Here is a 12,967-nt window from a genome sequence, read left to right on the forward strand (position 1 = left end):
AGATTTCATTGGTACCTCCCGAAAAAGCATATTGCTCGCTGTTTGGAGGGCGGGATGCATCAGCCTTATCCATTAGTACAGATGTCATAACCTGACGGGCAGCGCTTGGTTTTGAACTCGCTTGTCCACAGATTGAATTCAGCTATGCTGAATTGTCGCCAGCCGCGGATATCCACTAGGGTTTTCACCTCTATATCCAGCTCATCCAGAGCCTGTCGAAAGCGCACCATATCCTGGTAAATTCGTGGCTTTGCGGATTGCAGTTCGGTTACATAATGATCTTCTGCTAAGACCATCCTGGGAACAGGTAGATACGCCAACAAATAATGCTGCGAGTGCGCCGTGGCAATATCAAACAGGGTAAGATTACCCAGCGTAAGCGAAGCACCTGGCGGTACTAACAGCAGATTGTCTGCGCTTGTTGTTGTGTTTAAAGCCTGTAGAACGCTGCCTTGGTGTGGCTCTGCCATTACCAGAGTGGCACCCAAGGCCAGGGCATTGTCTAAGCCTCTGAGACTGGCATTGTGGTGGTGGGTGACAACAAAGTACTTAATGGGTTTGTCTTGCTGGGAGAGTTGCTTGATTGCGGCGAAATTCTCGGCCAACCCGTCTGCCGCACCCATGGCAATATAAAAGTCAAGTTGCTCCACAAAGACCGTAAATGTGCGGCCTTTGCCAGCCTGGTAAACGCCGTCAGCCAGTTTCTTTGCTTGCAGCGTTGAGCGGTCGAAAAGTTCTCCCCAAGGGGTAAAGTGGGCAAAGCCGGTGAAGGCGTTGGTCAGGTCTGGATTCAACTGAATATCACGCTTTACTGAGAGCAAGCGTAGCTGCCCATTGACAAAGAAATTCATATCCCGGGCAAAGGTCAGTTCGCTGTTTGTATTGTGGTTGGAAAACACGTACAACATTTCCCCGGCCCGGGGATGCTCACGACGTATTTTGTTGATAAGGCCTGATGCCTTGTCGATAAAATATGTATATATCTCGCCCGAGGCCTGCTTCAGCTGTAATTTCTGTTGCAGTTTGCCGCGGTAATATTCCTCGCCGCGATATTCCAGCTCGTTCAGTAGTCCGGCCAATCTTTTTGCTTGCAGAGTATCGCTACTGCGTACTAACGAGCTGCCAAGCCGGTCAAAATCCGCCCAGTCTTCGACTGAGTATTTCTCATGCAATATGTCGTACATAACGGTAGATGTGCCGTCATAAATCCATTTTTCCAGATCCAGGGTGGTGCGCGGCACGCGATAGGACAATAAGCTTTTGCGTTTATTTGCATAGTCGATAGTTAATTCTTCGTTGATACGCCACAACTCAGGCACATCGGGCGATTCTCCTTCTCCTGGCCAGGGGCCCTTGTTGTAATCGACCACTTTGATGCTGTTGGCATTAACCAAGGCCTTGCCGCCATAAGCGCTGACAACTTTGTCGACAATGACTGCTTCCAGGGGGGTTGGTATGTCAATGTCTAAAGCCAGGCTCAACACTGATGGACTGATGAATAACAAACAGCCACTAAGTGCGAACTTTTTGGTTATGCCTGAGAGCCGTTTCGATATTCCTGCTTTGCTGCATAAGCCGTTAAGTCGCACCTCGTGGTCGGCAAAGATGACATTGAGCAGATAAGGGGGCACTTTCATTGGCACTATTCCTGATATTCAATAGCAGCATGCTAGCAATAAGAACGTCGCGATAATGTGAAGATTGTTCTGTTTGTGACTTTGCGGTTTGCTCTTTTGGGCTCACGAAATCTTCACGCCACGTAGGTTAGGCTATCAGAGAAGCCTTCTGGAGTGAGCATTATGAAAGCCATCGTTATGTTGTTGTGTATGCCTTTGCTGCTAAGCGGATGTAGTGGTGCGCATCTGGATATTTTTCCCAAACTCGACAACCCAGCGCTGATGCACGCAAAGATCGCTCCAGAACTGTTGCGGCAGGATCTCGATGCCTTTGTTGCCGGTGTCAGGGAGCGGCACCCGGATTTTAGTGGTTATGCCGATGAAGCCGCGCTAAGTCAGATGTTGGAAAAACTGAAAAACAGCATCACAAAGCCGATGACACGTGTTGAGTTTTTTCGTTATGTCGGCCAACTATCCCATGCTTTTGGGGACGGACACAGCTTTCTAATCTGGCCTTATCAGGAGCTGAATGCCTTGAAGGAACAAGGCGAGACGCCTTTCCCATTTGCGGTAAAACTGACTTCAAGTGGTGTGTTCGTTCCGCAGTCGTATGTTTCGGGAGAACAGCAGCTCCCGGTTGGAAGTCAGATTTTGCGTATTAATGGTGTTGCCACATCTGACATTTTTGCCAATGCGCAGCGCTACGTGGGGGGCGAAACCGCAGGCTTGCGTGGCGCTTTTGTGGCTGAGCGCTTTTCGCATCTGCTTTGGGCGGTATACGGTTTTATCAGTCAGTTTGACATTGAATTGCTTTATCAGGGGCAAATGCAAACGCTCCATATTGATAGCCGCCAAAGCTGGCAGCGCGCGGCTTCGCTGTTTGAGCGACCTGGTGATGATTTGGCTTACCAGCGCCTGGCGGGCAATGTGGGTTACTTAAAAGTAGACAGCTTTGATGTTGATCCAGAAGAGTTCTCGGACCAACTTGAAACGATCTTCAGCCAAATAGTGCAACAACGGCCCAGTGCCCTGATTATTGATATTCGCAACAATACCGGCGGCAATACCGATACCGCGACAGAACTGGCTCGTTATATCGCCAACAAGCCCTTCAGACTAGTGTCCAGCATGACCGAAAAGCTCAATAAAGATAATCGCGGTCTGTTCGGTTATAAAGGTCAGCCCGGCGAGATGCAAACTAAGGCATTACATGACTATGTTGAACCGATGGGTAAACACAAAGGCTTCAACGGTGATGTGGTGGTGTTAATTGGTCCGGTAACTTATTCGGCAGCGATTGTGTTTGCTACAACCGTGCAAGATAACGGCTTTGGCCTGCTGGCGGGGCAGCCTACCGGGGGCTTTGCTAATCAAAGCGCGCAAGGGAATTTATTTAATCTGCCGCATTCGCAGTTAAGGGCCTATGTTGCCACCCGCTTGCTGGTGCGCCCAAATGGTAATGCCGATGTCACCGCAGTGATACCGGATCTGGTCGTGGATGAAGCCTTCGAGGACCTGCACAGTGCAGTCGACACTTTACTGCAGCGCGTGTTACAACGGTTTAAAAACAGGGATGGCACTTAAACGCTGGATAGGCACACTAGTCATGCAATACACATAGGGAAGCACGAGCTTGGCAACGTTGTTGGTACTGGTCATTGAAGATACAACGCAGATTGGCGGGGAAATTTGCGACTTTCTGAGCGCCCAGGGAATGCTGGTGGACTACGCTGCCACCGGCACGCTGGGGCTGGACCTGGCGGCGCAGCAACCCTACGATGTTATTGTACTGGACGTGATGCTGCCGGATATTAACGGCGTGGCTGTGTGTAAGATGTTAAAGCAGCAGTGCGATCCCACACCTGCGGTGTTAATGCTAACGGCGCGAGACAGTATTGCAGACAAAAGTCTGGGGTTCGACGCCGGGGCCGATGATTACCTGACTAAACCCTTTGATTTAACGGAGTTACTGCTGCGTTGCCAGGCCTTGGCGCGTCGCCACCAATTACATCAGTCGCAGACTATCTGCATTGGCGAACTGCAAATTAATGAAAAGCAGCAACTCGCCATGCGCCAGGGACAAACTTTAAAACTCAGCAGTACGGATTTTTCGATTCTGATGATGCTGGTGCAGGCCTACCCGAACGCGGTCAGTCGGCAGCAACTGATTAACCGTATATGGGGTGAGGATGCCCCGGACAGCGACGTCATCCGCTCACATATTTATACCTTACGCCAAGCGCTGGATAAGCCGTTTGCGTCGGCCATGTTGACCACCATTCACGGCATTGGCTTTAAACTGGCGGCAACGGACTGAACATGTTTGCGCAGCGCAGTCTCAAAGCTACCCTGCAGTACAGTATCGTTGTTTCTACGCTGCTATTAGCTGTGTGCTTTATGGTGTTGATGCTCGGCTATGCCTGGATAGTAGAAGACAATGTGTTTAACCGTTTGGTGTTGTCAGAAGCGCAGTATATCCAGCAGCAATTTCAGGATACCGGGGGTATTACGGCCCCGCGTCATCCCTTTATGACCCTCTATCCGGGTTGGCAGGCCTTGCCAGAGCAAGTGCAGCAGTTACATAGGTTATCGCCACAGCGGGTAGAATTTCCCAACGGCAACGACGGAACGCTGCATTTGCTACCCATTGAACTTGGCAGCCGTGAGTGGGTACTGGCCGCCAACGTCTCCGGCTTTGAAGTCACCCGGGATTTTCTGCCTAAACTGATGCCTTGGTTAGGCATGGCACTGGTGCTGGTGTGGTTGCTGGCCTTTGCGTTATCACAGTATTTAAGTCAAAAAGTGATCCGGCCGCTGGAGCATATTAGTACCAGGGTAAAACAACAGCAGCCAGGCCAGTCGCTGATACTTAGTGACACCTTGCCAGATAACGAGATTGGCTATCTGGGCCGCACCATTCAAAACAATATCAGGCAATTGCAAACAGCGCTGGCGCGGGAAAGTGATTTTACCCGAGATATCAGTCACGAACTGCGCACCCCGGCTACGGTGCTGAAGATGGTGTTAAGCCGCCTCAGTCCATCTCAGCCGCTGGATAATGATGCACTGACGCAACTGAGACAATCTGCATTGCAGATGGAGCAAATTATCCATGTGCTGCTGGCATTGGCGCGTGAAGAGTCGATGCAAAGTGAACGCTTATGTTTGCTGGAAGAGATAGAGCATTGTCTGGTAAATAACCCGCAGTTGACACGACAGCCGCAGTTGCAATTGGCATTGCAGCTACCGGCTGATTTCCATATACAGGCGAATAGAAACTTACTGCATATTTTGCTGGGCAACATCATAGATAATGCCCTGACCCATGCCAGCGCCAGTGAACAGCATATTTGCCTGACCGGCGAGCAACTGAGTATTGCCAACCCAGTAGCTGATGCCTGCCCGGCAAATCTGTTAACCCCCGGCGTGAAAAACAAAAGCAGTCCAGGCATCGGGCAAGGCCTGCATATCGTTACGCGTATCTGCCAGTGTTATCAATGGCAGGTGACATCCCACACTCAGGATAATTGGTTTTATCTGAACATCGATTTTTGTACTTAGTGGTAATTGCATAGTCACTTATCTCTATTGTGAAAACACAACCCGTCTTTCTATCGTAAAATCAGGGGGTTAAACAAATAGATAAAGGGTAGGGAAGGTGGGATGCCAGTAGTTGCTCGTTAAGCATTTTTATTGTCCCGTTTGGGTCGATGCTAAACAGTCCGTCAAACAATGAATCGCCATAACAGACTAATGCCCGAACCTGGTAGTTGCCGCTCTGTGCTTGTTCGGTGACCTCAGGAGCGAAGTAATATTGCTCAATGCCAGTATCGAAGTGCAGTTCCGCGTCTTTTTCCTTGCTTAATACTTCCGGCAGCGCGCATTGTTCAGGACGGGTGACAATAAAGAAACTGCCCTGTTCACCCTGGCTGAAAAAGCTGAAGAAGCTCAAATAATCAAGCGCTTGCGAAGGACGCAAGCGTAGTGACACTTTACGGTTAAGCGCAATAATGGGAGCGGCCAAGCCATTCAATATATAGAAGTCGCCCTGACAGGCCAGAAAGTAGCGCCAGCTGTTACTGCCAGGGTGGGATTTTTTAGCTATGGCGAGCAAGGTCACTGCATCATAAAAGGCTAGTGGAAGTTGCATCGCTAAATATTCATTAGCAGCCAGACCAAGCTGTTGGAGCAGATTGGCCACCAGGCTGTCTGTTGGCGGCTGCCAGTTATCTGTGCTGGTGCAAAATAACGGTGGAGCATGACTAAATCGTGTTGGCAGGGCGTTAAGCATGCTTATTTTAGCAAGCTGCGCTTGGATTAACTGCGTTATGGCCGCTGATTTGTTTTGCTGATTTTCTGCCAGGCAGTGCTGATACTCGTCAAACTGGATGGTAAATCTGAAGAAGCGGCCGTCAGGACTGAGTTTTACCCTGCCACTGTAGCTATGCTCACAAATCATACAACCGAACCGGCTGACGTCCGGTGAACTTTGCAGTGCGTCGAAGAAACGCTGCGACGTTTCACGGTCAAAAATGCGGCGCATATCCCTTTCATTGTGGGTTTGCCTGTGAACGTCTGAGCGTTGTTGGTGCCCGGTCTCAGTTAAATGTTGGGCCAGGCATCTATGACACAACGAACGGCCACAATCGCAGTCCAGTAGATTTTCCAACAAAAAGCTGTCACGGCAAGTATCACATAGCGCACGGAACATGCTTATCTCTCAATAAGAGCGCAGAACTCACTTACTTCTTTTATAAATATCATAGTCTTAACTGACAAGTAAGAAAAAATAGGTTAATAATTGTGCTCCGTGTTTTATGAGCAACAAGCTTCGTTAATAAGAGAAACAGGCCATGGCAGCTACTACCGGCACCAACCCAAGTTATGACGTGTTTATCAGTTATTCGAGTAAAGACGAACGCAGAGCCAGGGAATTAGTCAGTGAGCTGGAAGCCAAGGGCTACCGTTGCTGGATCGCGGTCCGGGATTTATTTCACTCGGGGAATGATTACAGCCTGACTATTCCGCGGGTGATTGCCCAGTCCCGTTGTGTATTGTTGTTACTTACCGCTGATGCCAATCAGAGTCGTCACGTGCGCAATGAACTGGATATTGCCTTTGAAAAGCAGATCCCAATCTTCCCCATGAAACTGGATGCTACAGATGGTGCGCAACTTGAATGGTTTCTGCGCAGCTCGCAATGGTTTGATGCCGTGGATGCCAAGTTAGACGAGATGGTAGATGCCATTGTCGCCAAACTGGAAAACAAAGAACTGCATGTTTCGTTAAAACCCAAGCGCTTCCCTCTTAAAAAGAACATGGTGGGCATGGCTGCGGCGCTGGCCGTGCTGGCTTTTGTGCTGTTCTCAGTGTGGGAATGGTTCTATCTGTCTCCCATGCCAACCCCCATCGCCGACATACGGGAACTGCAGGCCGACGATTTTGCTGCAACGGTCGAGGAAAGTTACAGCAATGGCCCCGTACTGCTTAAACTGCGGGCAACAGGTATGGGACTGATGTCCAGCGCCACTGTTGCCAACAAACAATATGAATTTATTTTCGAATTTGACAGCGGGCAGCGAACCGAATCTGTTCAGATGCTGGTACTGGCGCAAACCGAAGTGGACATGGCGTATCCCATACCCAGCGAAGTCACAGTAACCGTGCGTGACTTAAATGGCTCCTTCAGCAGTGAACCCATGACCTTTGCTTTACCGCAAATGCAGAAAATGCTGGGGGCAAAGCAGGCCGAAAAAATAGCCAAGCGTAAACAGCAATTAGAAGGGCGTTTATCCTGCTATAAGGCGCTCGCCTATGCGGCAGGTTTTCCTCTCTGTCAGTTTGGTTCTCTTGGTCAGGGGGAGTCGCTCAAGGCGCTGCAACCTATTATAGAGCGTATTAGTTTTGGCACCGACAAAGACCAATTAACCGACATCCTATATTTAAACCCGTTAAAGACCGAGGGAGAACTGTTGGCGCGGGTTAATGACAAACAGGAACTGCTGGTTCTGCTGCCCAGACAAGCAGAGGAGATTTACTACCGCTTGCATTTTAGTGATGGCGAACAAGGCAATATTCATACTTTGAAACCGCAGGGCGCCGCGGCCAAGGTGTTACGCCTGACCAGCGGTGACCCTTCAGCACCAGCGCTGTTTTTATCCAGTGATTTCAATATGCTGAATTATGTGCTGGTGCCATTGAGTGGTGCTGATATCAACCACATCAGCTGGAGTGTCTACGCTGGGATGAATAATGCCATGCAACAAAGTGATGGTTTGTTTTACGCCGACAAGATAGCTAAATCAATGTTGGAAGATGCTTCTGAATTAGACCTTATCTATGTGGACGAAAGTGGCAAGTCGAGTCGCTATAGTTACCAGTTGAATCTGGCTCAAACGCAGCAGACTGCGCGAATTGACGCACTGAAAAATAACCCCCAGTCGTTGATTGAATGTCAGCCGAATGAGTGTCACTTCAAGTGGATGAGCGCAGGGCAGAAGGAAATCGATGGTATAGACGATATCTTCATCGGCCTGGATGCGCGTGAGATGTTCTCTATTAGCCATGATGATCTTTCGCCACTGACTGCCCAGATGGAGTCTCGGCGCCAACCTTTGTATGCAGAAGCGCAAGCCAGTGCGGCGGCTAAACCCAGAAGCAGCTTGTCTTTTGGCACCCCGGTGAATACCGGCACTGTTTCGCTGCTGGACCGTTTAGCAAAACCCTCGGCATTCACGGTAAATCCTAACTGGAAAAAGCGAGAGGCGACGCGAACATCACCGATCGTGAAGTTTTCGTGGCCAGTAGGGCCTTTGTTTATTCAGTTGAAATGGATAGATGGATCTCTGTCTGACACTGTCGTTTATAAGGTTCCTTACCAGTGATGAAGCATCGTATGCCCTTGTTGATTGGTGTTAGCGGCCACCGCAATGCCCTGCTGCGGGATAGCAGTGGCAATGCCGATGAAAGTCTGATCGTTCAGGCTATTATAACTGCACTAAAGCACTGGCGGGCACAGGTTGGGGAGCAGACTCCCATCTGGCTGCTGACCGGCATGGCGAGCGGACCGGATTTACTCGCCATTGATGCTGTCGAAGCCTTGATGGAAGGGGAGCCTGACTGGTATACCGGTAACTGCGATGTGATCCCGGTTCTGCCTATGCCCGTGGAGTACTTTAGGGCCGATTTCGCAGGTACTGAACCGGCCTGGCAAACCAAGTTTGATTATTACCTGAACAAATACCAGCACAATCTGATCGTTACCACGGCAAATATGTCTGATGAGGAACGGCTTAGTGCCTATACCGACCTTAACTATGGCGAAAGCCGCAGTCAGCTATACCTTAACCAGGGCGCATTTTTAAGCCGTTACAGCAATGTATTGCTGACGCTGTGGGATGGCCAAGATAGCGATAGCGTTGGCGGCACCGCTGATGTGGTTAAGCTTAAGTGCGGCATGCCGGGCGTTTGCACCGACAAGGTTCACCCTGGTTTGCAACCCGTTGGCTATTTTGATGGCCTGCAGGGTGGGGTGCTGCAACATATTCTGGTGGAGCGCACAGCAGAAAACCCTGCTGAGCATCTGACTGCGGGTTTTCAACGCCTCGCCCCGGATGCCCCAGAGCAGGCAACGGTTTACCTCTGTCATAGTCACCCGTCTGCGCAAACGTCACCGTTATCTTCGAGCCTGAGTGAGGAGTTTGTGGCACTGGTGCGACAACTGAAGCAGTTTAATGCTGAACCAATGCAAGGCGATTGTAGCGACGACGCGCTGCTCGGTGAGGGGCTGGCCGGGCGCTGTGCGATTTTCTCCAAGGCCGATAAGGTGGCGCTCAAGGCGCAAAGCCGCTATCGAACGCAATTGCTGCTCTTTATGGCGTTTGCCTTCTTAGGTCTGCTGGCCTACGAAACCGTGTCTAACCTGCTCAATACCCTTGGCGGACTCATTATCATAGGCGCAGTGTTAGTGGTGGTGGGCGTTACGTTTTTTATAATTCTTGGGGCCAAAATGGCCAGGCTGAAATGGCGCTATCAGCTCAATCGTATGGTGGCCGAATCCCTGCGCTTACGTGGCTACCTGAATCTTGCTGATGTGCCACCGTCTTTACCGCCCATGCTGCCGAGGCGCTATCGCAGTAGTTTTCCGCTGGTTAGTCAGGCCAATGCACTGGGCGAGATGATCTGGTGGCAAGATCGCCAGACATTCCAGAACGGCTACCAGGGCAACCTTGAACGGGTGAAAGAGCAATGGATAGGCGGGCAAATTCGCTATCTGGACAGCAAACTGAAAACCACTCGTGAAAGCAAAATACGCTGGATTAACAAACAGCCGAAATTGGCGATGCAGACCTTCAATCGCATGTCTTACCAATTGTTTATCGCTGCGGTAATGCTGGGTGTAATGATGTGGCTGGTGCATGGCTGGCTGTTGTGGCAGTACCCGCTGGATACCTTTGCCGGCAATGTTAACCGCTGTGAGCTTAATCAACTGTCTAACGGCTTTTTGCCCTGGTTATGGTGTGAATGGGACACCGGGGTGATGTTGGCCGTGCAGTTTTTAGTGATGCTGGGTGGTGTTATTGCCCTGTGGGTGGAACTGGCCAACTACCGTTTCGCCAGTGCGGGTTTCGCGCATATGCAGGTATTTTATAAGCGGGCGCAGTTTTTATTGGCCCAAAGCCTGACTAAAGTACAAACCGATAAACTGCTGACGGAGCTCGCCAACGAAGCCATGCAGGAGCATGCGGAGTGGAATTTGTCGGAGGCCGAAAGCGATTTGGCAAGACGTTAGCGGTTGGTAAAGTAAGCCAGGCCAGATTTTGAGCCATATAAATACGGCGTAGGGCTGTTTGTTTAACTGGTAAAAAGCTCAGCCGCACCTGTGTCTTTAGTGTGCTGTTCCGGTTATTCCTGCAATCTGCCGCAGCCATACGGATTCAGCCATGATTTGCTCGGTACTGGTAACGTGATCGAGCCAGGTCTTACCAATCAGGTGATCGTATTCATGCAGGAAAATACGCGCCAGAAAGCCCGTAAACTCGATTTGGCATGGATTGCCGTCGGTGTCCTGGTAGCTGACCTCTACCTGATCCGGACGCTGGATAAAACCGCGCAGTGCCGGTACCGACAAGCAACCTTCCCATTCCCATACCCAGTTTTCTGATTGGCTGATTATGCGTGGGTTAATTAACAGCAGCGGTTCCATCTGCGGCGCACTGGGGTAGCGGGGGCTGGGCCGGGAGGCGACAAACATAATGGCGCGACCATCGAATACTTGTGGGGCGGCAATGCCCACACCATTGGCATCCAGCATGGTTTTCAGCAGGCCTTCGGTAAAGTTTTTCAGTTCAATAGTGCCAAAGGCATCAGCAGGCACTTCATGGGCCTGCTGTTTCAATACTGACTCGCCGATCTGGGCAATATGCATGTTGTATTCCTGGTGACCCTGAGAAGGTTTATCGTCTGGGCATAACAAAATAAGTTGCCATTAAAGCGATGCAATAACAAGGCCGGTTTCAGGCTATTGGTACCGCCTTATTGCTTCGCCCTGAGTACTTCAATAATCTCGGCACTCACCCAGTAAATATCCACATTGTCATTTTTTTCATCTATGCCGCGATTAAACAGAATATATTTACCATCCGGGGTGACGCTGGCGTAGGCGTCCCATCGCTCTGAGTTAATCTGCTCGCCCATATTGATTGCCCGGCCCCAGGCGCCATCCGCTTGGCGGAAGCTGATATACAAGTCGGAGTCGCCATAGCCGCCTTCACGCTCGCTGTCCCAGATAAGATAGCTTTCATCGGGGGCGATAAAAGGGTGGGCGGTCCACTTACCGCTATTGATCTGTGGCCCCATTGGGATGGGCTCCTGCCGTTGGCCGTTTTTGATGGTTGAGATGCGGATCACATCATTATTTTTATAGTCGTCGAATACGTAAGTACCGCTGGCAGAGGACGACAGGCGCATAATGCCCCAATCCTTACGTTCGAACATGGCACCTAAGCTTTTGCGCTCTGACCAACCATTAGCAATACGCTCCTTATAGCCTTTTGCCATATGCATAACCTGGCCATCCGGGGAAAAGGATATTTCGCCGTTACGGGGAAATTCTATGAATTTGTGCCATATGTTTTGTTGTTGGCGAAAACCAATCACAGTCGAGCGCGTACGTTCGCCCCCTCGGGTGGTGAAGTAGAACTCTTGCATGCCAGGCGCGAATACGCCTTCCAGCTCCCAGCCTTCTCTCGAGATAATACCTGGCGCAAAAGGTTCGGCCACCATCCCTGGCGGCTTCTGGCCCATATAAGGGCCTGTAAGGGCCGGAAACTCGTCCTGACTGTAAGCCGGACAAATCAGCGCCAGACTGGAAAATAGCAGCAGAAAAACACTTAGCCGGAACATATCATTGTCCTTGCTGTTGTAGTTTGGCCAGCCAGTTTATGGCCATCACGGCAGTCATCGGCGAGGCGGTCTGGTGGCTGCCATCCGGGATCTTGTGGGTTAAGGACAAGCTTGCATCCTTCTTGTTATGCAGAAACTGGATAAGGCTGTCCACATGCGGACTGAGCTTTTGTTCTTCGCTGCCATAAGTCACAAAGACGTTGGCGTTAAAAGGTTTTGCATTGTTGGGCAGGGCTTCAATTTGTGCCATTCGCCAAACCGAAGGGCTGCCAAGCATATAATTCTTAAAGGTATCAGGTTGCGACAGCAGTATGTAAGCGCCGAATAAGCCGCCCATTGAGTAGCCAAAGTAACTGCGATTGGCAGGCTCAGTGCGGTAGTGACTCTCCACAAAGGGAATCACGTCATCGCGAATAAAATCCAGATATTTGGCTGCCTGACCGAACTGGTATTTAGCCTGGTTCTCAGGATTGCTGGATGGGGCAAAGGAGTAATCCCGGAAGCGGCTGACATACGCCCCTTCCGCTTCGACTAACTTTGCATCTATGTCTTTTTGCCAGGAAAGGCCCACTAAAATACTGTCTTCCATCTGAAAAAAGGTTGAGGCCGACAGTAGCTCCACGTGCCATAAGGCATCGGTGAAGTAGATTACCGGATAGGCCTTGTCAGGATTTTGTGCATAGTTGTCGGGTAGTTTTATCAGCAGCTCGTACTGACGCTCTGTGGCGCTGGCTTTAATCGGGATCACCTGAATCTGCGGCAATACCAGAGGCTTGGCGTAGGTGGTTGCACCAACCAGAATCAGTAGTAAGCAGGAAAGTATCCGTAAGTAGCTAGTTTTCATATTTTTTGCCTGTGAAAAAGGAATAGGCAGGCTAATTCGCAGCGTTAAAAAACGCCTGAAAATCCGATGAAATCTTGCTGACGTCTTGCTGATGCGCCATGGC

The 12,967-nt window shown here is 50.3% G+C and carries 10 protein-coding genes; 5 read left to right on the forward strand and 5 right to left on the reverse strand.

Annotated elements, in window-relative coordinates; all coding sequences use genetic code 11:
- Positions 1-65 precede the first annotated feature (65 nt).
- On the reverse strand, positions 66-1,637 hold the full coding sequence (locus ABD028_RS22225; RefSeq protein WP_343847530.1) for an MBL fold metallo-hydrolase: 1,572 nt from the start codon (positions 1,635-1,637) through the stop codon (positions 66-68).
- A gap of 162 nt (positions 1,638-1,799) precedes the next feature.
- Here ABD028_RS22225 and ABD028_RS22230 point away from each other — a divergent pair, with 162 nt between their 5' ends.
- The 3 genes from ABD028_RS22230 to ABD028_RS22240 are packed head-to-tail and all read left to right on the forward strand — an operon-like array spanning position 1,800 to position 5,177.
- Positions 1,800-3,200 (forward strand): S41 family peptidase, encoded by a 1,401-nt coding sequence (locus ABD028_RS22230; RefSeq protein ID WP_343847531.1) that lies wholly within the window; start codon positions 1,800-1,802, stop codon positions 3,198-3,200.
- Between the two features lie 49 nt (positions 3,201-3,249).
- On the forward strand, positions 3,250-3,933 hold the full coding sequence (locus ABD028_RS22235; RefSeq protein WP_343847532.1) for a response regulator transcription factor: 684 nt from the start codon (positions 3,250-3,252) through the stop codon (positions 3,931-3,933).
- Between the two features lie 2 nt (positions 3,934-3,935).
- Positions 3,936-5,177, forward strand: a complete 1,242-nt coding sequence (locus ABD028_RS22240) for a sensor histidine kinase (RefSeq protein WP_343847533.1) — start codon at positions 3,936-3,938, stop codon at positions 5,175-5,177.
- Positions 5,178-5,238: 61 nt separating this feature from the next.
- Here ABD028_RS22240 and ABD028_RS22245 read toward each other — a convergent pair whose 3' ends face one another.
- Complete coding sequence (locus ABD028_RS22245; RefSeq protein ID WP_343847534.1) at positions 5,239-6,159, reverse strand: hypothetical protein; 921 nt, start codon at positions 6,157-6,159, stop codon at positions 5,239-5,241.
- Positions 6,160-6,469: 310 nt separating this feature from the next.
- Between ABD028_RS22245 and ABD028_RS22250 the strand changes: the two genes are divergently transcribed.
- A complete protein-coding gene (locus ABD028_RS22250; protein WP_343847535.1) occupies positions 6,470-8,500 on the forward strand; it encodes a toll/interleukin-1 receptor domain-containing protein in 2,031 nt (676 codons plus the stop codon).
- A gap of 11 nt (positions 8,501-8,511) precedes the next feature.
- Positions 8,512-10,407 (forward strand): hypothetical protein, encoded by a 1,896-nt coding sequence (locus ABD028_RS22255; protein ID WP_343847536.1) that lies wholly within the window; start codon positions 8,512-8,514, stop codon positions 10,405-10,407.
- Positions 10,408-10,503: 96 nt separating this feature from the next.
- Here the strand turns inward: ABD028_RS22255 and def are convergent, their stop codons facing one another.
- From def to ABD028_RS22270, 3 genes are all read right to left on the reverse strand, one after another.
- Positions 10,504-11,043: a peptide deformylase gene (def, locus tag ABD028_RS22260; RefSeq protein WP_343847537.1), complete on the reverse strand. Its 540-nt coding sequence runs from the start codon at positions 11,041-11,043 to the stop codon at positions 10,504-10,506.
- A 107-nt stretch (positions 11,044-11,150) separates the two neighbouring features.
- The gene (locus ABD028_RS22265; RefSeq protein WP_343847538.1) at positions 11,151-12,020 is read right to left on the reverse strand and encodes a TolB family protein; all 870 of its coding nucleotides are present in this window, start codon (positions 12,018-12,020) and stop codon (positions 11,151-11,153) included.
- Between the two features lies 1 nt (position 12,021).
- A complete protein-coding gene (locus ABD028_RS22270; protein ID WP_343847539.1) occupies positions 12,022-12,864 on the reverse strand; it encodes an alpha/beta hydrolase in 843 nt (280 codons plus the stop codon).
- Positions 12,865-12,967 lie beyond the last annotated feature (103 nt).

Source organism: Bowmanella denitrificans (assembly GCF_039522935.1).
GTDB lineage: Bacteria > Pseudomonadota > Gammaproteobacteria > Enterobacterales > Alteromonadaceae > Bowmanella > Bowmanella denitrificans.